The 22,209-nt window shown below is 65.7% G+C and carries 22 protein-coding genes; 12 read left to right on the top strand and 10 right to left on the bottom strand.

Annotated elements, in window-relative coordinates; translation table 11 throughout:
• Window positions 1-5: 5 nt before the first annotated feature.
• The gene (locus tag QTI66_RS30575; RefSeq protein ID WP_286564054.1) at window positions 6-1,529 is read right to left on the bottom strand and encodes an AMP-binding protein; all 1,524 of its coding nucleotides are present in this window, start codon (window positions 1,527-1,529) and stop codon (window positions 6-8) included.
• Window positions 1,526-2,293: an iron-containing redox enzyme family protein gene (locus QTI66_RS30570; protein WP_286564053.1), complete on the bottom strand. Its 768-nt coding sequence runs from the start codon at window positions 2,291-2,293 to the stop codon at window positions 1,526-1,528. Before QTI66_RS30570 ends, QTI66_RS30575 begins: the two co-directional genes overlap by 4 nt.
• A gap of 174 nt (window positions 2,294-2,467) precedes the next feature.
• On the opposite strand from QTI66_RS30570, the gene QTI66_RS30565 reads away from it, so the two are divergent.
• The 6 genes from QTI66_RS30565 (at window position 2,468) to QTI66_RS30540 (ending at window position 8,706) form a co-directional block, all read left to right on the top strand.
• Entirely contained in the window at window positions 2,468-2,731 is a 264-nt protein-coding gene (locus QTI66_RS30565) for an acyl carrier protein (RefSeq protein WP_286564052.1), read from the top strand.
• A gap of 9 nt (window positions 2,732-2,740) precedes the next feature.
• Window positions 2,741-4,588: an alpha/beta fold hydrolase gene (locus QTI66_RS30560; RefSeq protein ID WP_286564051.1), complete on the top strand. Its 1,848-nt coding sequence runs from the start codon at window positions 2,741-2,743 to the stop codon at window positions 4,586-4,588.
• Between the two features lie 182 nt (window positions 4,589-4,770).
• Window positions 4,771-5,778, top strand: a complete 1,008-nt coding sequence (locus tag QTI66_RS30555; protein ID WP_286564049.1) for a PLP-dependent cysteine synthase family protein — start codon at window positions 4,771-4,773, stop codon at window positions 5,776-5,778.
• Window positions 5,775-6,416 carry a GNAT family N-acetyltransferase gene (locus QTI66_RS30550; protein ID WP_286564048.1) on the top strand — a complete coding sequence of 214 codons (642 nt, stop codon included), beginning with the start codon at window positions 5,775-5,777 and terminating at the stop codon, window positions 6,414-6,416. The genes QTI66_RS30555 and QTI66_RS30550 overlap by 4 nt, the downstream gene beginning before the upstream one ends.
• A gap of 5 nt (window positions 6,417-6,421) precedes the next feature.
• Window positions 6,422-7,402 (top strand): amidohydrolase family protein, encoded by a 981-nt coding sequence (locus QTI66_RS30545; protein WP_286564047.1) that lies wholly within the window; start codon window positions 6,422-6,424, stop codon window positions 7,400-7,402.
• Between the two features lie 50 nt (window positions 7,403-7,452).
• Window positions 7,453-8,706 carry a cytochrome-c peroxidase gene (locus QTI66_RS30540; RefSeq protein ID WP_286564046.1) on the top strand — a complete coding sequence of 418 codons (1,254 nt, stop codon included), beginning with the start codon at window positions 7,453-7,455 and terminating at the stop codon, window positions 8,704-8,706.
• A gap of 6 nt (window positions 8,707-8,712) precedes the next feature.
• On the opposite strand, the gene QTI66_RS30535 is transcribed toward QTI66_RS30540, so the two are convergent.
• The 8 genes from QTI66_RS30535 to QTI66_RS30500 all read right to left on the bottom strand — a co-directional run bounded on the left by QTI66_RS30535 (window position 8,713) and on the right by QTI66_RS30500 (window position 14,621).
• Window positions 8,713-9,120: a RidA family protein gene (locus QTI66_RS30535; protein ID WP_286564045.1), complete on the bottom strand. Its 408-nt coding sequence runs from the start codon at window positions 9,118-9,120 to the stop codon at window positions 8,713-8,715.
• 30 nt (window positions 9,121-9,150) lie between these two features.
• Entirely contained in the window at window positions 9,151-10,422 is a 1,272-nt protein-coding gene (locus QTI66_RS30530) for a hypothetical protein (protein WP_286564044.1), read from the bottom strand.
• Window positions 10,419-11,207 carry an outer membrane lipoprotein-sorting protein gene (locus QTI66_RS30525; RefSeq protein WP_444815071.1) on the bottom strand — a complete coding sequence of 263 codons (789 nt, stop codon included), beginning with the start codon at window positions 11,205-11,207 and terminating at the stop codon, window positions 10,419-10,421. The genes QTI66_RS30530 and QTI66_RS30525 overlap by 4 nt, the downstream gene beginning before the upstream one ends.
• A gap of 165 nt (window positions 11,208-11,372) precedes the next feature.
• Entirely contained in the window at window positions 11,373-11,729 is a 357-nt protein-coding gene (locus QTI66_RS30520; protein ID WP_286564043.1) for a DUF1304 domain-containing protein, read from the bottom strand.
• A gap of 31 nt (window positions 11,730-11,760) precedes the next feature.
• Window positions 11,761-12,186, bottom strand: a complete 426-nt coding sequence (locus QTI66_RS30515) for an organic hydroperoxide resistance protein (protein ID WP_286564042.1) — start codon at window positions 12,184-12,186, stop codon at window positions 11,761-11,763.
• A gap of 71 nt (window positions 12,187-12,257) precedes the next feature.
• A complete protein-coding gene (locus tag QTI66_RS30510) occupies window positions 12,258-12,680 on the bottom strand; it encodes a MarR family winged helix-turn-helix transcriptional regulator (protein WP_286564166.1) in 423 nt (140 codons plus the stop codon).
• A 235-nt stretch (window positions 12,681-12,915) separates the two neighbouring features.
• Window positions 12,916-13,731: a crotonase/enoyl-CoA hydratase family protein gene (locus QTI66_RS30505; RefSeq protein ID WP_286564041.1), complete on the bottom strand. Its 816-nt coding sequence runs from the start codon at window positions 13,729-13,731 to the stop codon at window positions 12,916-12,918.
• Between the two features lie 41 nt (window positions 13,732-13,772).
• Window positions 13,773-14,621, bottom strand: coding sequence for a 3-hydroxybutyryl-CoA dehydrogenase (locus QTI66_RS30500; protein ID WP_286564040.1), 849 nt, complete (start codon window positions 14,619-14,621; stop codon window positions 13,773-13,775).
• Window positions 14,622-14,714: 93 nt separating this feature from the next.
• Between QTI66_RS30500 and purT the strand changes: the two genes are divergently transcribed.
• From purT to QTI66_RS30470, 6 genes are all read left to right on the top strand, one after another.
• Window positions 14,715-15,914 (top strand): formate-dependent phosphoribosylglycinamide formyltransferase, encoded by a 1,200-nt coding sequence (gene purT / locus QTI66_RS30495; protein WP_286564038.1) that lies wholly within the window; start codon window positions 14,715-14,717, stop codon window positions 15,912-15,914.
• 351 nt (window positions 15,915-16,265) lie between these two features.
• Window positions 16,266-18,074 carry an acyclic terpene utilization AtuA family protein gene (locus QTI66_RS30490; RefSeq protein WP_286564037.1) on the top strand — a complete coding sequence of 603 codons (1,809 nt, stop codon included), beginning with the start codon at window positions 16,266-16,268 and terminating at the stop codon, window positions 18,072-18,074.
• A 125-nt stretch (window positions 18,075-18,199) separates the two neighbouring features.
• Window positions 18,200-19,021, top strand: coding sequence for a helix-turn-helix domain-containing protein (locus QTI66_RS30485; RefSeq protein ID WP_444815070.1), 822 nt, complete (start codon window positions 18,200-18,202; stop codon window positions 19,019-19,021).
• Between the two features lie 7 nt (window positions 19,022-19,028).
• Entirely contained in the window at window positions 19,029-19,904 is an 876-nt protein-coding gene (locus QTI66_RS30480; protein WP_286564035.1) for a branched-chain amino acid ABC transporter permease, read from the top strand.
• 97 nt (window positions 19,905-20,001) lie between these two features.
• The gene (locus tag QTI66_RS30475; protein ID WP_286564034.1) at window positions 20,002-21,078 is read left to right on the top strand and encodes a branched-chain amino acid ABC transporter permease; all 1,077 of its coding nucleotides are present in this window, start codon (window positions 20,002-20,004) and stop codon (window positions 21,076-21,078) included.
• Window positions 21,075-21,887 (top strand): ABC transporter ATP-binding protein, encoded by an 813-nt coding sequence (locus tag QTI66_RS30470; RefSeq protein WP_286564033.1) that lies wholly within the window; start codon window positions 21,075-21,077, stop codon window positions 21,885-21,887. Before QTI66_RS30475 ends, QTI66_RS30470 begins: the two co-directional genes overlap by 4 nt.
• Window positions 21,888-22,209: the final 322 nt, after the last annotated feature.

Below are 22,209 nucleotides of genomic sequence, written 5' to 3'. Positions count from 1 at the left end.
CTTGCTCAGCCGCCTTCGAGGAAGGCTTTGGCGATGGCCTTCCGGTTGAGCTTCATGTTCTTGGTGCGAAGCCCGTTTTCGATGCTGAAGTCCAGGTGCGTGAAGAGCACTTCCTTGATCTGCTGCTGGGCAGGCAGGTCCTGGTTGATCTGCCGCACGTGCGCTCGCAAGGCGGCCAGCACGTGCGTGTCGTCCTGGGCCTTGGTGGAGATCACGGCCGTCAGGCCATGCCGCGCGTTGGCCAGCACCACGGCAACGCTGGCACGTGCGTCGGCCTGGATCAACGACTCGATGGGTTCCGGATGAAACTTCTCGCCGTTGCTGGTGATGATCGCGTCCTTCTTGCGTCCGATGATGTGCAGGAAGCCCTCGCTGTCGAACTGCGCAATGTCGCCGGTGGCCACCGTGTCGCTCGCCAGGAAGGTCGAGCGGCTGTCTTCTTCGCTGGCCTCGTGGTAGCCCAGCGACAGGAGTGCGTTGCGCCGAATGATCACCTCGCCTTCGTCGGACAGCGTGACGCTGCCCGGCTCGGCGGGCTGGCCCACCGAGCCCACGCGCATGAGGCCGGGCTTGTTCCACGCGACCATGCCCGCTTCGGTGATGCCGAAGGCTTCGTACAGCGCGATGCCGTGGCGCCAGAAGAAATTGAGCGCGGCGCGCTTGATCGGCGCCATGCCCGTGATCATGTAGCGGATGTTGCCGCCCGTCAGCTCGGCGAGCTTGCGCGTGAGCACGTCCGGGTCGTTGGCGCCTTGGGCACCGGCGCTTGCGCGTGCCATGACCTGCAGGGTCTCGTAGAGAACCGGCGGTGCAATGACGAAGCTGGGGCGGTGCTTCTTGAGGCCGCTGAACAGCAGCGGAAACGGCACGTAGACAAACTCCACCCCGTGATGGAGGCAGAAGTAGTAAATCATCCGCTGCTGATAGTTCGCAAAGGGCAGGAAGGTCAGGAAGCGTTCGCCGGGCACCACGCCAAAGGCTTCGAAATAGAGGTTGAGCAGGTGCTCGGTGCCTGCCCGGTTGATGACCAGGCTCTTGGTCTTGCCGGTGGTGCCCGAACTGAACACCAGCGAATGCGTGCCCGGCGCGTGTTGCAGCGGGTGCGAAAGCAGTGCCACGGCGATGGCTGGCGCATCGATCTCGATGGGTTGCACCCGGGCATCGGGAGCGCTCGCCGAGGCGATCCACTCGGAGTCGACCGCCAACAGGCTCAGCTGGTAGGTGTCGATCAGTTCGTCCCAATCGGCGGTCGGGCGCTCGTTGGCCAGCGCGACCGAAATGCACCCGAGTTCAACGCAGGCCAAGTCCCAGGCCATCCATGCATAACCGCTGGGCGCGGCGATGCCGACGCGGCAACCACTGCCGATGCCCATGGCGCGCATCCGCTGGGCGACGCGCAGCGTGTCGCAATGCAGGTCGTGAAAGGTCCTGACCGTTTCCACGCCTTTGGCATCCACCAGGACCAGTCGGGTGGGCTGGCCGCGCAGGCGGGCAAGGATGTCGGCAATGTGCATCTGATCGCCCTTCATGCGCTGATTGGCTCGGGCAGCGCCGCCGCCTTTGCCTTGAGCAGGGCGGCATATTTTTGGGCCGCGCTTTCGTACATGCCCCAGAACAGCTGGCAGGTGTGGGTGACGGCAAAAAGGGCTTCTTGCTGCATCTTGTGCGTGGTGCACAACTCCGACACCAGCTGGATGCCTTCGGCAACGTGGGCCACGTCTTCCTTTTGATGGACAGAGAAGAAGGCGGTGTCCGCTTCACTCAGTCCATAGATCTTGCCCAGGATGGTGTGCCGCGCTTCGCCCGCACGCGTCTCCAGGCTTTGGCCTTCGCTGGCGATCATCACCGCGGCGGCACCGATGTGATACGTGTCGCTGTTCGTGCAGTTGCGCAGGCGGTAGTCGATCAACTCGCGGGTCGCGTCCGACGGCATCCATGCGTCGCGCTCTTCATCGCTGATGCCTTGTGCGCGGATGAAGTCGCGCATCAACTCGACATGGTTCTTGGTCCTGGAAAAGCGCCCGGTCTCTTCCTCGAACATGTTGTAGAGCAGGCGGCGCTTGTGGTCCGGCAGCGGGCAGCGGAAGTGCAGGTTCTCGATGTACTCCAGGAAGTATCTGGTGATCTGGTAGCCCTCGAGGGAAATGATCTTCAGCAGATCGAGGTTGCGCGTGGGCGTGAACAGCTCCTGAAAGATCGGATGGTTCAGCGTGAGTTGGGCGTTCAGCGTTTCGCGCAGCTTGATGGCGAAGCTTTCCTTGTCCAGCGCGCATGCCTCGATGGTTTCGCTCATGTCGATCTCCCCGTCATGTGTTGTTGTTGTGCAGGAAGTTAACGCAGTACACACGTGCCCGAACCTGTCCATTGGGGCAAGGGCGAAACCGGCAATTCAGTACTTCCGGGCAGTAGTCAGCACGAAGGCCGCCCGCTATAAATCTGCGACCCAAAGGGAGAACCAATGCAAGACATGGCCGCAGAATCCTTCGACGCGCTCGTCGATCTGATCCATCAAATCACCCCTGTCGACGTCGCTGCCGAAACGCTCAGCCGTGACTCAAGCCTGACGACTGACCTGATGCTCGATTCGATCTCGCTCATCTCGCTGGTGGCGCTGACGGAAGAGCGCTTTGGTGTGAGCTTCGCAGGGCACACGGAAGCGGTTGCCAACCTGGCAACCATTGGCGAGGCACTCGACCTGATCGCCTTGCTCAAGGCCGGCGCCACGCATTGAGCGGATCGAATGCAAAGCCGGGAATTTCCGATGCCGCTCAACGGCGGCCAAGCCAGCGCGTGGCGAGCACTCGATATGCGCCTGCAGGCAGGACGCGTGCCCGCCGATGCGCCCACGTTGCTGCTGGACGGTGACGCCGTCATGCAGCTATTGGCAACTGCAGCCGAAGGGCGGGCAACGTTGCCATCTTGCGCACAGCTTGAACGCGCACGCGATCAAGGACGCCTGCGGTTGGTGGCGGCGTACCACGACTTCGCGGGCGCGTGCAGCTTGCAGCGCTTTGAGGAGATCCTGCGCGCCGCCGTGCAAGCGCATGCCGGTAGCGGCACCGAGATTTGTTGCTTCATCCTTGCGCATGGCCTGGATGGTGGCGATGCGCTGGGCGCGCAGCAGCCTGCGGCGCTGGATGCGTGGATCGAGAGTGCCGTGGCCCCGGTGTTCGAAGCGCGGCGCCGCTTCGATGGCTATTTCGGGCGGCAACCCTTGCGCCTGCCAGCGCAGCCGCAATCCGTTCATCTGTTGGCGCTGGAGGCCGTGGTGCAGTGCCTGGCGATGCACACGTCGTCGGCCGGCGATGGCGTTCACTTGCTGCACGCCGAGGCGCTTTGCACCGAAACGCAGTTGCTGCGCCACGTGGCCGAACAAGTGGACATTCCCTTGGCCGACGACGCCCCGGCATCCGATCGTTTCGCGACGCTGCTGGTGCAGGGCTTGCGCCATGCACAGGCACTGCATGGGCTCGACGCGCACGCGTTGCAGGAGGCGTCGGCGGACAATGCCATCCATCTCATCGCCTTGCCGGCACCGCGAATCGATTTGCGCGTGCGGGTGGCGAGTTGCGTGGGAGTGCATCGCGCGGCGCACGAAGACCAGCGCGCCGCCGCTGCGCGCCTGCGCGACATGCCGGGCTTGCACCTGCGGCGCCTGGTCGATCCGGAGCATGCCTACTGGCGCGTGGGCGACAGCGGCCCAGCGCTGGTGATCGTCAACGCATTCGGGCTCGCGCCGGACTTCTGGCAACCGCTGGTGCGCGACCTGTGCCGGCACTTCGTCGTGCTCGCATTGGGCCCGGTGAACGAGGACGCGCCGCATGGATTGCATCGCAGCTGCCATGACGCGCCCGATGCGCTGGCGAGTCATCTGCGGGCCGTGCGCGCCATGCTGGCTGCTGAAGGCGTGGGGCAATGCCACGTCGCCAGCTGGTGCGGCGGTGCCAAGTTTGCGATCGAACTCGCCCGCGCACTGCCTGCGCAGGTGCTGTCGCTGAGCTTGCTGTCGCCGTCGTTTGCAGGCATCGAAGACGACGGCGGAAGCGATTCGGCCTATGAGACCAGCCTGCACACGATGTGCAAGCTGGTCGAGCGCATGCCGCAGTCCGCCGACAGCATGGCCCGCTCGATGCTGGCGCTCATGAAGAAGCGCGAAGGCGCCGCCGACACTGACGCCGGCGCCCTGCTCGCCATGCCTGATGCGAACACCTTGCCGTGGCTTCATGCGCCTTTCGCGTCGGCGGAAAACATGATCGACTACAGCCGCCAGTTGCTGAACTTTCGCGCCCACACTCCGTTGGTGCCGCCGGCTGGCGCGCCGCTGGAAGTGCCCATGCTGCTGGTCACGGGCGAACTCGACGAGACGACCAGTGCGGCACGTGCGCAATCGCTGTGCCGCAAGTTCGGCGGCGCGTCGCACTTCGAGCTGCAGTCGGCGGGCCACTATCTGATTCATCAGAACAGTGGCCTCGTCGCGCAACTGTTGCGCGCTTTCATGGCCGGGGGCGAGCAAGTGCAGGCGCCGCATCCGCGCTTTCGGCGTGTGGAGCCGGTGTTGCAGGAGTGCCTTGTGTCGGGGGAAATCTAGGGCGCCTTGGACCGATCGGGTGTGTCGGGCAATCCCCCAAAGGTTGAAGCCCGAACGGACAGGTACCGGTCGGGCGTTTGCGTTACTAAAGTCCTTCATCGCCACGCGCATCGCCGTCGCGACGGATGCGGGCCACAGGCCCGGCTTCATCACACCAAAAAAAGATCCAGGGAGCGCAGCGAATGTTTGCCAACAGCGTCGCCGAGTTGATAGGTCACACACCCATGATGCATCTCAAGAGCTTGTCCGATCCGGCTCGGCGCATCGCCGTGTACGGCAAGCTGGAATTCCGCAACCCCGGCGGCAGCGTGAAGGACCGCAGTGCCATGCAGCTTCTTGCGCAGGCCAGGCGCGACCACGGTCTGGTGCCAGGATGGTCGATCGTGGAGTCGACCTCGGGCAACATGGGCCACGCGCTGGCGATGCTGTGCGCGGTGCATGGATACAACTTCATCTGCATTCTCGATCCGAAGACGCCCAGGGCCAACGTCAACATCGTGCGCGCCTTTGGTGGGCGGGTGGAAATGGTCGAGCACCCTGACGAGCAGGGCGGTTTCCAGAAAAAGCGCATAGCGCTGGCCAAGGCGATCGCCGCGCGAACGCCGCGCTGCATCAACCTCGACCAGTACAACAACCCGGCCGCCATCGACGCGCATCACTACGGCACCGGGCCGGAGATCCACGACCAGCTGTGCGGTGCCGTGGACGTGCTGGTCGGGAGCGTCAGCACCGGCAGCCATCTGAGCGGCGTGGCGCGCTACCTGAAGGAGCGCGATCCGTCCGTCCACGTGGTGGGCGTCGAGCCGCAGGGCTCGGTGGTGTTCGGCGGGCAGTTCAAGCCCTTCCTGCAAAACGGCATCGGCCTGAGCTACAAGCCGGGCAATATCCGCGAGGAGCTCATCGACGAGGTCATCAAGGTCAGCGACCGAGACGCCTTCCTTGGTTGCCGCCGCCTGGCGCGGGACGAGAGCTTGCTGATGGGCGGCTCCTCCGGCTCCGTGATCGCCGCGACGCGGCAATTTCTGCAAAAGCAGGACGGGCCTTGCAACGTGGTGCTGGTGCTCGCCGACAGCGGCCTGAAGTATCTCGACACGGTCTACGACGACGAATGGCTGGTGGCCCACGACCTGGGCGACGTGCTTGAAGACATGGCGGCGCAACGCAATGCAACGCAAGAGGTGCCGGCATGACCGGGCAGCGCAACGCAACGCAGGCAGGCGCGTGCTACGACATGGACTTTGGCGGCGCGCGCACCGTGGGCGTGGTGTTCGGCTGGCCACAACACATCGACGCCGCGCTTGAGCCGCGCATCATCGAGTTGATGCGGGTGACGACGGCGTCGGCGCCGATCATCGGCTTTGCACAGGAAATCAGCGACGCCGAAGCACAGCAATACCTGCACGAGCTCAAGGCCAACCTCGGCGCCGGCAAGTGCCGCCTGCTGACGATCGTCACCGACGACGGCACAGTGATCGGCCTGTGCACGCTGCGCCGCAACCTCAATCCCAATAATTGCCACATCACCGACCTGGCCAAGGGAATGATCCTGGAGCGCTATCGGGGCGGGTTGGTGCTGCCTGCGGCGTTCCTGGAAATTGCGTTGAAGTGCGAGGCCGACGGCGTCGACGTGCTGACGCTGGACGTGCGCGACGCCACGCCGGCCCACCGCGCATGGGAGCGTTTCGGGTTCCAGACCTACGGCACGCTGCCCGACTATGCGCGGGCGCAGGGCAAGACCCACGCTGGGCACTTCATGATGCAACGCGTCAGCGACCTGAAAGCGCGTGCGCTACAGACCCTGCGGGCGTCGGCGACTGCGCGGGCCTGAGCGACATGAGCACGGCCGTCGCCAAAACCGGCACGCCCGCCGCGGGTGCCGCACTCTACGATGGGCACATCGTCGATGCGCATTGCCACATCGCATCGACGCGCTTCATTCCGCCCGCGTTCTTCGAGGGCCTGTGCCGCAACGTCGAGGCGCGGCTGGCTGCCACCGGCGTCAAAAAGTCGATCAACGAACTGCTCGACGCGTACCTGCGCATGAGCCAGGATCACGAGGGCGACGTGCTGGTGGCGGAGATGGATTCGGCCGGCATCGACCAGGCCGTGCTGCTGCTGCCCGACTTCACTTTTGCAATGCGCAGCGAGCTCAGCATCGAAGAGATGTTCGTGGCGCATCACGCGATCCTTCAGCGCCATGCAGGCCGCTTCTTTGTGTTTGCCGGGGTAGATCCGCGCTGGGGCCGCGATGCGCTGACGCTGTTCGAACGCGGCGTGACGGAGTTCGGCTTCAAGGGCCTGAAGCTGTACCCGCCCTGCGGCTACAGCCCGAGCTGCGAACAGCTCTATCCGTTTTACGAACTCTGTCAGGCGCATGGCCTGCCGGTGCTGCTGCACATCGGCCCGACCAGCCCCAGCCTGGCCTTCAGCTATTCGCACCCCGACTTGCTCGACCAGGCAGCGCTGGACTTTCCGGGGGTGAACTTCATCCTCGCGCACGGTGCCATCCACCATGTGCAGGCGTGCGCGAGCCTGTGCGCCTTTCGCCCCAATGTGTACCTGGACATCAGCGCCTTCCTGGGCTCGACCCATCCGGGCGGGTGGCAGGCGGGGCTTGCGGAGCTGTTCAGGCTCAACATCAATCACAAGATCCTTTTCGGAACCGACTGGCCGGTGTTTCGCTACTCCGGCGGCCACCGCAAGGTGATGGAGATGTTTGTTGGCCCCAAAGGGCCGCTGGCCGGCATCTCGCAACATCAACGCAGCTGGCTGATGTCGCGCAACGCGCTGCGCCTGCTGGGCGGCAACCCCTGATGCGCCAGGCGCCGGGAACACGCGCCGGGGCTGCGCGCGCATTGACACGCATGCGCTTCGTTCTTGCTGTGCTCTTCGGGCTGGCCGTCGGCGTTGCGAATTCGCAGCCGGGTGGCGCGACGAAGAGTGAGCGAGACACGTGGTCACCGCAAGAGCTGGCGCTACTGCGCTCGATGAAGCTGTCCCGGCTCGCACCCGCCGAGCCCGACGTGAGCAACCGATACGCCAAAGACCCGCGCGCCATTGCGCTGGGCAAGCAACTGTTCAACGATCCACGCTTCAGCAAGAACGGCCAGGTGTCTTGTGCCTCTTGTCACCAGCCACAGCACCAGTTCCAGGATGGCCGGCCTCTAGGCATTGGCGTGGCCGTGGGCGTGCGCCGCACGATGCCGCTGATGGGCGTGGACCGCAATGCATGGTTCTTCTGGGACGGCCGCAAGGACAGCCTGTGGTCCCAGGCGCTGGGGCCGCTGGAAGATGCCAGGGAGCACGGCGGCAATCGGATGCGCCATGTCCGTGTGCTTGCAAGGCACCATGGGCCGGCCTATGCAAAGCTGTTCGGCCCACCGCCTTCGCTCGCCGGCCTCCCGCAGGACGCGGGTCCGCTGGGCACCGACATCGAACGCGCGGCCTGGGCGGCGATCGACAAGGGGCGGCGCGAAGGGGTCTCGCGCATGTTCGCCAACATGGGCAAGGCCATTGCCGCGTACGAGTCGACCTTGCAGTACGGCCCCTCGCGCATGGATCGCTACGTCTCGTCGCTGGACGACCCCGACTCACGTGGCGCGAGCGCCCTGGATGCGTCGGAAAAGGCGGGGCTCCGGTTGTACATCGGCAAGGCGCAATGCTTCGTATGCCACGGCGGGCCTTTGCTGAGCGACCAGTTCTTCCACAACATCGGCGTGCCACCGCTCAAGTCCGGCCTCCCTGAGCGCGGCAGGGTCGAGGGCCTGACGCAGGCACTGGCCGACGAGTTCAACTGCCTGGGCCGCTTCAGCGACGCCCGGCCCGACCAATGCCAGGAACTGCGCTTTGCATCGACCGAAGACGCGTTGCTTCTGGGCGCCTTCAAGTCGCCCAGCCTGCGCAACGTGGCGCTGCGACCGCCCTACATGCACACCGGGCAGTTCGCCACGCTGGAGCAAGTGCTCGAGCACTACAACCGCCCGCCCGAAGCGACCACCGGGCGTTCGGAATTGAAGAAGCTCAAGCCCATCAACCTGTCGCCGGCCGAATTGGCGCAGCTGGCGAGTTTTCTGCGCGCGTTGTCCGGGCCGGTGGTGGAAGGCGCGCCAACGCGCTGAGGGCGATCAGCCCTCGCACGATTCCGCCTTGACGGCGGTGCCCATCACCTTCACCCGGCCGCCAAAGGGCAGGGCGGCTGCCTGGTAGACGGTGCGGGCCGGCCGCCGGTCGGGTTCGAACAGTTCGGCATACACGGCGTTGACGGCAGGCATGTCCGCGAGATCGGTGAACGCGATGTCCACGAACACCAGGTCCTGCGGCGTGAAGCCGGCGGCCTTGAGCGCGCAGAACAGGTTGCGAAACGCAAGGCGTGCCTGGTCGCCTGCATCGCCGGGCACGAGCTGGCCCTGCGCGTCGAGGGCGAGCTGGCCGCTCAGGTAGCAGGTGCGGTCGACCACCACGGCATGGCTGATGGGCGAAAGCCATTGGGGCAGGCCTTCGCCCGAGGTGATGAAGCGTCGTGTCGTCGTCATGGGGGGCCTTGTTGGCGGTGTGGAACGTCGTCAGAAGAACTTCTTGAGCAGCAGCTGGAAGACGTGCTTTTGCCGCTGCGCGCCATATTCTGTGCGGGGCTCTCCGGTGGTGGTTTGCCACTGCGCCGCGATGTCCATGTCCTTGAAGTGATAACGCGCCTCCGCCCAGTAGACGCGGCTCTGGTCAGAGAGGCTGACCTGCATGAACGCGCTGAGATCGAGCCGCGGCCACAGCGCGTCCTGCCAGCGCGCCGTCAGGAACAGGTTGCGGCGGGTGGATGGATCGCGCAACAACTGCGCTTGCTGCCGGTAGGCCCCATAGGTCGGGATCGGCCCGGCGCGCAGGTCACGCCAGCCCTTGTCGTCCAGTGCTGCGCCATTGCGCTGCAGCTCGACGCCGAGGGTCAGCTTTTGCGCGGCGGTGCAGTTGACGCCGACGACCCCGCGGCTGAGCCATCCGGTGTTCGACGTGTCTCCCGTCGCCCGTGAATACAGGCTGGCGCCGTGTCCTGCGCTGACTTCGAGCAGCGCCAGGCAGGACGGGTTGAGCAGTCGCGTCAGGTTGACCCCGATCTGGGGCGAGTCGTTCGACTCGCCGTTGCCGTACAGGAGCCACTGCGGCGCGAAGTCCTCGCCCCAGCGCTGGCTCCAGGCGAGCATCCACCGATCGCGCCGGTTGGTGGCACCCCAGTCCGGGCTCCAGCCGGAGGTGGTGGATTGCGAGGCAAGGCGCGGCGCGTAGATGGCGGTGAGCGAGCCGTCGTCCCAGACTTTTTGTCCGCGCAGCATCACCGTGCCGAGACGGTTTTCGCGCAGGCTCGCCGGATCGAAGGTGCTGTCGACGCGCACGGCCCCTTCGCGGAAGAAATCCGTCGGGTTGTAGCTGAAGGCCACACCGTAGCGCGCGTTGATGCGGCCGGCGTCCAGCAGGAACTCGCTGCCGCGAGGCCGGCGGCTGACGTACAGCTCCTTGAGCGTGTTCACCGCATTGCGCCCGTCGTTGGACGATGCGGGGTTGGCCAGCTCCAGCCGGTCGGCTGCAAGCAGGCGCCAGTCGGGCGAGAGGGGGTGGTCGATGTTGAATTCGAGCGCCAGGCGCAGCGAATCTTGCACGTCACCCCCGGGCCGCAAGCTGGCCCGGCGCAGCATCGGCTCGATGCTGAAACTGCTGCCGCCGTCTTGCACGGGCTTGCTCTTCGTTTCGTCGGCGAGTAGGAGGCCGGCGAGTTCGGCGCTGTCCTGCGCCCACGCGATGCCGGGCGCCGCGAGCAGGAGCCCGACGATCCAGCATGCGGCCCTCATTCAGGCTGGAACTGCGGCAGGAAGTCGCGCTGAAACCAGCTTTCGGGAATGTCGCGCTCGACAAAGGGGCCGTAGCGCATGACCGTGACCAGTTTGGGATTGAGTCCGTCGATGATGACCATCTCGGTGGGCCGCGACGCACCGAGCTCGTCGCGAAAACGCCGGTAGAAGGCCGTCTTCATGAGCCGTCCGCTTTCGCTGAAGAAGCGCGCCTTGATGGGCCGGCTGGTGGCGGTGTCGACCCACATCTCGATGCCGTTGTAGGTCACGTCGGGCACCTTGGCGGCCAGCACGAGCTTGTAGGCGTGGCGGCTTTGGCGCTCGCCGTCCTGCACGTCTTCTTCGCCCTCCAGGCGCGCTTGGTAGGCCTGCGCGAAGTTCACTGTTACCACGTCGCCGTTGGCGGCCTGGCCCAGCAGGCGCTGTTGCGGCGAGATGCGGATGCTGGCCTTGCTGGCCGGGTCGTAGAACCACAGGTCGGTGCCCGATTTCAGCATCGCCTTGTTGACGTCGCGCAGCGGTGCCACGAATCGCAGCAGGCTGCGGAACTGGCCGCCGTTGGGTTCGGCCCGCGAATAGGCTTGAAGGTCGGTGCTGTCGCGTTCCTGGCCGTTGTCGTATTCGACCAGGCTCACCGTGGTGGAGAAGGGCTTGGCCGGATTGCGCACGGCGTCGCTGGCGGCCAGCAGCGTTTGCGCATCCGGTTCGGCGGCCCAGGTGGACACCGCCAGGAAACCCGCCATGAGCAAGCCCAGCGGCCAGCGGGCCGTCGCATGCGTCGCCATCGAAACTCCCTTGATCTCATCGGGCTCTCGTCTTCGGCCCTGCTGGCGCAGCATAGCCAGCAGATGCGGCAACGCCCAGCTGACCGAACGGGCAGTTGGGCGTTGTGCAGGGAGGGGCGAGGAGCCGGCCGGGAGTTCAGGAATGCGTGGAGCGAAACTCCGACGCTAAGTGAGCAGGAGGAGCAACGCCAGCGCAACAGCCGCCGGCAATGCCTGCGTCACGAAGATCTTGCTTGACGCCGTGGCACCGCCGTAGAGCCCGGCCACGATCACGCACAGCAAAAAGAACACCATGAACGCATGGTTGTCCGTGGCCACGCCCCAGAAGAGCCCGGCGGCCAGGAAGCCGTTGTAGAGCCCCTGGTTGGCCGCCAGCACCTTGCTGCTGTCGGCAACTTCCTGTGTCATGCCGAAGGTCTTGAGGCCCAGCGGCTTGTTCCACAGGAACATCTCGAGCACGAGGATGTACACGTGCTCGATGGCGATCAGCAGGACTGCGGCGTACGCAATCAGGCGTGACATGGCGTTGCCGGCCGGTGCGTCGTCGTTGTCGTCAGGCGATGGCCAGTTCGACGTCGATGTTGCCGCGCGTGGCGTTGGAGTACGGGCACACCTGGTGCGCCGTTTCGACCAGTTGCTTCTTCTGCGCGTCGTCCAGGCCCGGCAGCGTGATGGCCAGCTTCACGGCGATGCCATAGGCCTTGCCGTCGTTGATCGGGCCGAGCGAAACGCTGGAGTCGATGGCCACGTCGTCCGGCACCTTCACGCCGATCTTGGGACCCACGGCCTTCATCGCGCCGATGAAGCAGGCGGCATAGCCCACGGCAAACAGTTGCTCGGGGTTGGTGCCGGGCTTGCCCGAGCCGGGCGAGCTGAGCTTGACGTCGATGGCGCCGTCGCTGGACTTGCCGGCGCCGTCGCGACCGCCCGTGGTGTGGGCTTGGGCGGTGTAGAGGACTTTGTCGAGTTGGGTGGTCATACAGTTTCCTTGGGTTGCGCTGGGTTGAAAAATGCCTCGGATCGAAGCGGGTGAAAGGATGTGTGAGTGTTCTAGGCCGCCTTGATGCGGTCGCGCAAGGACTGCACCTGCTGCGTCAACGAAACCAGTTCGGACACCGAGCATTGGCTCGCCGCCATCAGGCAGGCCGGCACGCTGGCAGCTCGCGTCTTGAGCTTGCGTCCGGCGGCCGTGAGCGTGACGTGCACGCGGCGCTCGTCCTGCACGTCGCGAATGCGGGTCACGAGGCCGCTGGCTTCCAGGCGCTTGAGCAGTGGCGTGAGCGTGCCGGAGTCAAGCGACAGCCGCTCGCCCAGTTCCGACACCATGAGCCCATCGCCTTCCCACAACACCAGCAGCACGAGGTATTGCGGATAGGTCAGGCCGAGCTTGTCGAGCAGGGGCTTGTACAACCGCGTCATGGCCAGCGATGCCGAATAGATGGCAAAGCACAGCTGGTTGTCGAGCCGGAGCATCTCGGCGGGTGTGGGGGTGGAGGGCGTTGCGGGCACGGGGTGAATTCTATCGATCAATTAAATTGTGTGCAAATTAATTGCGAAGGCAATCCATGCAGGCCTTGGGGTTTTGCTCCTTCCCCCTCCGGGGGAAGGCTGGGATGGGGGCACGCGGCGGTCGATAAGAATGTGTGTCGGATCGACCGCCGAGTGCCCCCACCCCAACCCTCCCCCGGAGGGGGAGGGAGTGAAGAAATCAACGGCCGCTGAATCGTGCCGGCCTGCGCTCGACAAAAGAGCGCACACCCTCCGCCGCGTCCTCACTGTTCGACAGCCGCTTCTGCGTCTCGATGAACTCGCTCATCGCAGCGAGCGGGCCGTGCTCGATGGCCTTGAGCACGTTCAGCCGCGTGGCGACAACGGCGAGCGGCGCCTGCGCGGCGATGCGCTCCGCAATGCGCACCGCTTCGCCCAATTCTTCCCCTGCGGCCACGACCTTCTGCACAAAGTTCAACCGCAGCGCTTCGGCGCTGTCGAACTCATCGGCGGTCAACAGGTGCAGCATCGCGTTGCCCAAGCCTGCGCGCTCGGCCATGCGCAGCGTGGCGCCGCCCGTGGCCATGATGCCGCGTTGCACTTCCATCTGTGAGAAGCGGCAGTTGTCCGCCGCCACCACGATGTCGGCGCCGAGCATGAGTTCAATGCCGACCGTGAAGCAGATGCCTTTCACGGCCACCACCATCGGCTTGGTGCGGCGCCGATAGCCGGCGGTGCCGAAGTCGTGCGGTTCCACGAGTCCCAGTGGAATCGCTTTTTCGCCGCGCTTCATGTACTCCGTGATCGCCGGCAGGTCGAGCCCCGCCGTGAAGTGATCGCCAAATGCATGCAGCACGCCCACCCGCAGTTCCGGATCGTCGTCGAGACGCGTGTACGCCTCGGCCAACTGGCGGAACATCGGCGCCGTCCAGCCGTTGCGCTTGGCCGGCCGGTTGATGCCGATCAGCAGCACATGGCCAACGACCTGGGTGTCGATACACCCTTCGATGGGCGGGGTGGTGGGCGTTGCAATCATTCGGCTTGTCTCCTTGGGTTGTTGTCTCGTGGGGCCGGAGGTCAGTAGGTGTACACGCCCTTCTTGGTCTTGCGACCGAGTTGGCCCGCAGCCACCATTTCCTTGAGCAGCGGGCAGGGCCGGTACTTGGAGTCGCCGAACTCTTCCAGGTACACCTCCATCACCGCCAGGATCACGTCCAGGCCGATCATGTCGCCCAGCGCCAGCGGGCCGATCGGCTGGTTGCAGCCCAGCTTCATGCCCGCGTCGATGTCCTCGGCGCTCGCCACGCCTTCGGCCAGCACGAAGAAGGCTTCGTTGATCATCGGCACCAGGATGCGGTTGACCACGAAGCCCGGCGCGTTCTTCACCGTGATGGGCGACTTGCCGAGCTTTTCGGCCAGCGCCTTGACGGCGTCGTGCGTTTCGTCGCTCGTCACGAAGCCGCGGATGATTTCCACCAGCGCCATCATCGGTACCGGGTTGAAGAAATGCATGCCGATGAAGCGGTCCGGCCGCGACGTGGCCGCGGCCAGCTTGGTGATCGAGATCGACGAGGTGTTCGACGCGATGATGGTCTCGGGCGCGAGGATGCCGTCGACCTGCTTCAGGATCTTGAGCTTGAGCTCGTGGTTCTCCGTGGCGGCCTCGATGACGAGCTGCGCGCCCTTCAGGTCGTCGTAGTTGGTCGAGCCCTTGATGAGCGCCAGCGCCTCGCTCTTTTGCGCTTCGCTGAGCTTTTCCTTCTTGATCAGGCGGTCCAGGCTGCCCGACACGGTGGCGATGCCCTTGTCGACGGCGGCCTGTGCAATGTCCACCATCACGACGTTGACGCCCGCCACGGCGCAAGCCTGCGCGATGCCGTTGCCCATGGTTCCGGCGCCGATGATGCCGACGGTTTGAATAGCCATTTGATATCTCCTCAAGTAAAAAATCGAAAGCGCGGGCGCTGGGCCCGGCGTGGGCTCCATTGTCGGACACGCCGTGAATTAAAGTCCGTCTCCATGACGACCATTGGCACACCCCTTTCTCCCTCCGCAACCCGCGTGATGCTCCTGGGCTCCGGCGAACTTGGCAAGGAGGTTCTCATCGCCTTGCAGCGCCTGGGCGTCGAGACCATCGCCGTCGACCGCTACGAAAACGCACCCGGCCAGCAGGTGGCACACCACGCGCGCACCATCACCATGAGCGATCCGGCGGCCCTCAAGGCGCTGATCGAGGCGGAAAAGCCCCTCCTCGTGGTCCCCGAGATCGAAGCCATCGCCACGCCGATGTTGCAACAGTTGGAAGACGCCGGCGTGGTGCGCGTGATTCCCACCGCCCGCGCCGCGCGCCTCACGATGGACCGCGAAGGCATCCGCCGTCTCGCGGCCGAGACACTGGGCCTGCCCACCAGCCCTTACAAATTCTGCGATTCGCTGGCCGAACTGCAGGCCGCCATCGACGCCGGCATCGGCTACCCCTGCGTCGTCAAGCCCGTGATGAGCAGCTCCGGCAAGGGCCAGAGCAAGATCGACGGCCCCGCCGACGTGCAAAAAGCCTGGGACTACGCCATGGCCGGCGGCCGCGTGAGCCACGGCCGGGTGATCGTCGAGGGCTTCATCGACTTCGACTACGAGATCACGCTGCTGACGGTGCGCTCCCTGGGCGCCGACGGCAAGGTGCAAACCGCCTTCTGCGAGCCGATCGGCCACCTGCAGGTGAGCGGAGACTACGTCGAAAGCTGGCAGCCCCACCCGATGGCGCCCGCCGCGCTGCAAAAAGCGCAGCAGATCGCGCAGGCGGTGACGGCGGACCTGGGCGGGCAGGGCCTTTTCGGCGTCGAGTTGTTCGTCAAGGGCGAGCAGGTCTGGTTCAGCGAAGTCAGCCCGCGCCCGCACGACACCGGCATGGTGACCATGGCGACGCAGTGGCAGAACGAATTCGAGCTGCATGCGCGGGCCATCCTGGGCCTGCCGGTGGACACGACCCTCAAGAGCGCCGGCGCGAGCGCGGTGATCTATGGCGGCGTGGACGCCACCGGCATCGCCTTCGACGGCGTGGCCGCGGCGATGCGCGTGCCCGGCGCGGACGTGCGCCTGTTCGGCAAGCCGGAGAGCTTCGTGAAGCGGCGCATGGGGGTGGCGCTGGTGCATGCGGATGACATCGAAACCGCCCGCAGCCGCGCCCGCGAGTCCGCCGCCCTCGTCAAACCCCACCCCTGACTCTTTCTTTCTCCCTCCCCTTCCGGGGGAGGGCAGGGGTGGGGGCACGCGGCGGTCGAAAAGCGCACCGCCCCTTGCCACCTCTGCATGCCCCCATCCCAACCTTCCCCCGGAGGGGGAAGGAGCAAGACCCGCCAGTTTTCGCAAGCCGCACCGATTCGTCAAACCCCACGCCTGACCTGCTCCCTCTCCCGCTGGCGGGAGAGGGTGGGGTAAGGGCGGCGGCGCCAGAGACGCCCATTCGCCCCGCGACCGCCCAAGACCCTCATCCCAACCTTCTCCCCAAGGGGAGAAGGAGCAACAGCCAGTTTTCGCAAGCCCCACCGATCCAGGGCGCATAGTCTCGGCAGGATGAGCACTCCCGCCACGTCCACATCCCCCAACCGCGTCGTGCGCATCGGCGGCGCGTCCGGTTTCTGGGGCGACAGCAGCGACGGCCCGCGCCAGTTGGTGCGCGACGGCCAGATCGACTACCTCGTCTTCGACTACCTGGCCGAGACCACGATGGCCGTGCTGGCCGCCGCGCGCCTGCGCAAGCCCGCCATGGGCTACGCCACCGACTTCGTGGACATCGCCATGCGCGACGTACTCGCTGACGCGATGGCCAAGGGCATCCGCATCGTCAGCAACGCGGGCGGCATCAATCCCGAAGCCTGCGCAGAAGCCTTGCGCGCGCTGGCGGCCGAACTCGGCGTCGAGGTGCGCATCGCCGTCGTCACCGGCGACGACGTCAGCGCCCGGATGCCGGCCCTGCGTGAAGCCGGCGTGCGCGACATGTACAGCGGCGAAGCCCTGCCCGAGCGCGTCGTCAGCGCCAGCGCCTACCTCGGCGCGCTGGCCGTGCGCGATGCGCTGGCGGGTGGCGCGCAAGTGGTCATCACCGGACGCTGCGTGGACAGCGCCGTCACGCTCGGCCCGCTCATGCACGAGTTCGGCTGGGCCCAGGACGACTGGGACCGGCTCGCCGGCGGCAGCCTCGCCGGGCACATCATTGAATGCGGCTGCCAGGCCACCGGCGGCCTGCACACCGACTGGCAGGACATTCCCGACTGGCCCCACATCGGCTACCCCATCGCGCTGTGCCGCGAGGACGGCAGCTTCAGCATCACCAAGCCGGCAGGCACGGGCGGGCGCATCTTGCGCGCGGCCATTGCGGAGCAACTGCTTTATGAAATCGGCGACCCCGGCGCGTATGCGCTGCCGGATGTCGTGTGCGATTTCCGCGAGGTGCGCATCGAGCAGGAAGACGAAGCGCATGTTCGCGTGCACGGCGCCCGTGGACGTCCGCCCGGGCCGGCCTACAAGGTGTCGGCCACCGCGCAGGACGGCTGGCGTTGCGCGGGCAGCATGGTCATCGTCGGCATGGACGCGGCTGCCAAGGCGCGCCGGACCGCGCAAGCCATCCTTGATCGCACGCGGCGCCTGTTTGCGGAACGCGGACTTCCTGACTACTCGGCAACGCACGTGGAAGTCCTCGGCACCGAAGTGCTCTACGGTCCGCGCGCACGCACCAGGGACTCACGCGAGGTGATGATGCGCGTCGTCGTCGACCATGCCTCGCGCAGCGCACTGGAAATATTTGCGCGTGAAGTGGCGCCTGCCGGCACCTCGTGGTCGCCAGGCACGACAGGGCCCGGTGGTGGGCGGCCGGCGGTGTCGCCGCTGGTGAAGCCGTTCTCCTTCCTCATCGACAAGGCGAGCGTCGACGTGCAGATGAGCATCGACGGCGAGACGCGCAAGGTCGTCGTGCCTTCATCGGGCGCGTCGACAACGCCAGCACCCTTGCCCGAACCCGCAGCGCTGTCATGGCCGGCCGGCACCGCGATGCGCGAAGTGCGCCTCATCGACCTCGCATGGGCACGCAGCGGCGACAAGGGCGACGTCTCGAATATCGGACTCGTTGCGCGGCGCGCGGAGTGGCTGCCGCTGCTGTGGCAATTGGTCACGCCCGAGGTGGTCAAGGCGTGGTTCACGCATCTGGTGCATGGCGAGGTCGAGCGCTTCCATCTGCCTGGCATTGCGGGCATGAACCTGGTGCTGCACCAGGCCCTCGCCGGCGGCGGCCCGCGTTCGCCGCGCCTCGATCCGCTGGGCAAGGGCATGGCGCAGATGCTGCTCGAAATGCCGTTGTCAGTACCCTCCGACAGCGTGTGGGATTAGGGCGTTGCCTAAGGGAAAGTCCCCGCGCACTGAAGCGCAACACAGCGACGCGCACCGCTACCATCCCGCGAGCACGACGTCTCTTCTTTGTCATGAGTCGATCGCTGTTGACAGGAGACGAGGGCATGCAGGAGACGAGCATGGCGACGCCCCCGCGTGGTGATCGCCTCATGTGGTTGACGACGCATCGCGTGTTCTACGCGGGCTTGCTGGGGGCAGTGGGTGAGCGCACCTTTGGCGGTTGGGGAATCTACGTGGCCTTGTCGGCCGGCGACCCCATTCGCGTGTGCATCGGCAATGGCGCGTGGCAAAGCGGTGAGTTGCTGGTGGTGCCGCCGCAGGTGCCGCACCGCGTCGAGAGCGCACAGCCGCTGGTGCTCAACCTGCTCATCGAATCCGACTCCGTCGATCCGGCGCGCCTGCCGGCCTTCCTGCAAAACTGCGGCCGCGTCGATGCGCCGCGCTTCGTCGAACGGGTGCGCGGCATGCATGCGCGGCTGCTCGCGGCGTCGGGCCGGGAGTCCTTCGAGGGCTTCGACTTCGACACGCTTTTCTTTGGCGAGCCGCTGGCGCCGCGTGCGATGGACGCGCGCATCCAGCGCGTGGTCGACCGCATCAACGCCGACCCGTCCGGCCCGGCATCGGCCGAGGAGTGTGCCCGCGCCGTGAACCTTTCCTTCTCTCGCTTCCTGCATCTGTTCAAGGAAGAGACCGGCGTGCCCTTTCGTTCCTTCCGCGCCTGGAAACGGGCGCGCAGCCTCTTGCGCCACGTGCGGCAGCCGTCGAGCCTGACCGACATCGCGCTCGATGCGGGCTACCCGGACTCGACTCACTTCAGCCACTCGATCCGACAGGTCTACGGCCTGCGGCCCAGCGAGATCCTCGCGGGCTCGCGGCGGCTGAAGCTGCACGACGGCGCGGCCACCCGAAACACCACGCCCGACTGAGGTTGCATTGCAAGTTCTACAACTCCTGCTCTCAGGCGTTTCGCAAGGCTGCATCTACGGCCTGATCGCGCTGGGCTTCGTGCTCATCTACAAGGCCACTGAAACGGTGAGCTTCGCGCAAGGCGAGCTGATGATGCTCGGCGCCTTCTGCGCGCTGGCCGCCATGACGAGTTTCAACTTTCCCTTCTGGCTGGCGGCTGTCTTCGCGGTGATCGCCATGGCGGCGATGGGCGTGCTGCTCGAACTGGTCGTCATTCGCCCGGTGCTGGGCCAGCCGCAGTTCACCATCGTGATGCTGACCATCGGCATCGGCTACGTGATGCGCGGCGCGGTTACCATGATTCCCGGCATCGGCACCGAGACGCACACACTGCCCGTGCCCTACAAGGACGCGATCTGGAAAGTTGGCGGGCTGGTCGTCAACCTCGAGCAACTGGTGATCATCGTGGCGACCGCCATTCTTTGCGGCCTGCTGTTCGCGATGTTCCGCTACAGCAAGCTGGGCATCGCGATGCAGGCCTCGTCGCAGAACCAGCTCGCCGCGTACTACATGGGCATTCCGGTGAAGCGGCTCAACGGTCTGGTGTGGGGCTTGGCCGCGGCAGTGGCGGCGATTGCCGGCATGTTGCTCGCGCCCATCACCTTCGTGCACGCGAACATGGGCTTCATCGGGCTCAAGGCATTTCCGGCGGCGGTGGTGGGGGGCTTCGGCAGCCTGCCCGGCGCGATCGTCGGCGGGCTGGTGATCGGCATTGTCGAATCGTTTGCGGGCTTCTACCTGCCGGATGGCTTCAAGGATACGGCGCCGTACATCGTCGTGCTGCTGATGCTCATGATCAAGCCGAACGGATTGTTCGGCGAAAAGCTGCGCAAGAAGGTCTAAAAGAACATGTGCCCCCACGCTCGTCACTTCGTGTACTCGCTGCCCCCCGAGGGGGCGCAGCCCCGCCTTGGGGCGGCCCGGCGCCGGGTCTGAATCCATGCGCTTCATCTTCAAGACTTCCTACGCGCAAGACCTTGCGCTGGCCAAGCACGGCGGGCATCGCCTCTGGTATGGGCTGCTGGGCGTGCTGCTGGTCGCGGCACCCTGGCTCATCGACGAGTACTGGCTGGCGCAACTCACCTTCGTGCTGATCTACGGCATCGTGGGCTTGGGGCTGATGCTGCTGGCGGGCTTCACGGGCCAGTTCTCCATCGGACACGCGGCCTTTCTCGGCACCGGGGCCTACACCCAGGGCGTGCTCACCAACATGGGCGTGCCGTTTCCCCTGGCGCTGGTGGCTGCTGCTGCGCTGTCGGCCGGCGTCGGCGTGGTCGTCGCGCTGCCGGCCTTGCGCGTGAAGGGCATCTACCTTGGCATTGCGACGCTGTCCTTCGGCTTCATCGTGGAAGAAATATTTGCGCGATGGGAGAGCGTGACGGGCGGCAACGCGGGCTTGCACGTGAAGTCGCCTTCCATCTTCGGCTGGCAGCTGGGCTCGGGTGATGGCTTCTACTTCCTGTGTCTGGTGGTGGCGGTGCTTTGCACGCTGGCCATCCTGAATCTGTTGCGCTCGCCGACCGGCCGCGCTTTCGTGGCCATTCGCGATTCGGAGATCTCGGCGCAGAGCATGGGCATTCACCTGGCGCGCTACAAGACGATGTCCTTTGCGATCTCCGCGGCGCTGGCCGGCCTGGGTGGCGCGCTGTATGCGCACAAGCTGAGCTTCATCTCGCCGGACCAGTTCAACATCCTGCAGTCGATCGACCTGTTGCTGCTGGTGGTGATCGGCGGCCTCGGGTCGGTGCATGGCGCTTTCCTGGGCGCGATCTTCCTGATCTCCATGCCGCAATTGATCGCGATGTCCAAGGACTTCCTGCCGCCGCTGATCGGCCAGGCGCCGGGGCTTCAGGGCTTCGTGTATGGCGTGGTGCTGATCGCGTTCGTGATGTTCGAGCCCCTGGGCATCTATGGCCGCTGGCTGAAGATCCGCACGTGGTTGCAGCTGTTCCCGTTCTACCGGCGCGGCTTGTTCAAGCGGCAGAAGTCGTTCACCAAATCGGATCGCCTCAGATGAGCGAGATTCTTCTTTCTGCCAAGGACCTGAGCGTGCGTTTCGGTGGCGTGCTCGCGGTCAACAAGGTGAGTTTCGACGTGCGGCGTGGCGAGGTGTTCACGCTGATCGGCCCCAACGGCGCGGGCAAGACGACGGTGTTCAATCTCATCAGCCGCATCTACACGCCGACGACGGGCGAGATCACGTGGCACGGTGGAGCGGCGCCCATTGCGTTGACGCAGCAGGCGCCGCACGCGATTGCGGCGCTGGGCATTGCACGCACCTTCCAGAACATCGAATTGTTCGAGCATGCGACGGTGCTGCACAACCTGCTGATCGGGCGGCACGTGCATCGGCAGACGGGCTTCTGGAGCGAAGTGTTCTTCACCGGCGCCACGCGGCGCGCCGAGGTCGCGGCGCGCGAGAAGGCCGAGCAGGTGATCGAACTGCTGGACTTGCAGCATCACCGCGACGCGATGGTGGCGGGCCTGCCCTACGGCGTGCGCAAGGTGGTGGAGCTGGCGCGCGCCCTGTGCACGGAGCCGCAGCTGCTGTTGCTGGACGAGCCGTCGTCGGGCCTCAACGTCGAAGAGACGGCCGACATGGCGTTCTGGATCCAGGACATCCAGCATGAACTCGGCGTGTCGGTGCTGATGGTGGAGCACGACATGTCGCTCGTGTCCAAGGTATCGGATCGGGTGCTGGCGATGAACCAGGGCGAGGTGCTGGCCACTGGAACGCCGCGCGAGGTGCAGTCGGATGCGAAGGTGATCGAGGCTTATCTGGGGACGGTGGATGACGTCAGCAGTTTGCGGAGGGTTGTGGCGTGATCTCTTGTGTGTTCGCTGCGGAGGCCGCCCGGCATGCGATGGCCGCCGGACGCCTTCACTGTGGCGGTCGCTTCGCGACTTCCCTGCGCTGCTCGCGTTTTGCGGGGTCTCGCAGAACTCGCTTCGCTCAAACAGCTGCGAGCCTGATCCCGCAAAACGCTGCGCTGCTCGGCGCCACAGAGGCGGCGCCCAGCGGCCATCGCATGCCGGGCTCCGGGGAGGCGCTGACGGTGTGGGCGTTTCGATCGAAAACGCGCGTGGGCCTGACGGCGCGCAGGACCACGAGGCGCGCACACTCTTTCCCTTGGCCACGACCGTCGAA

This window comes from Variovorax brevis (assembly GCF_030317105.1).
Lineage (GTDB): Bacteria > Pseudomonadota > Gammaproteobacteria > Burkholderiales > Burkholderiaceae_C > Variovorax > Variovorax brevis.
The sequence above is the reverse complement of the archived record's forward strand: the minus strand, read 5'-3'. Positions and strand labels throughout refer to the sequence as shown.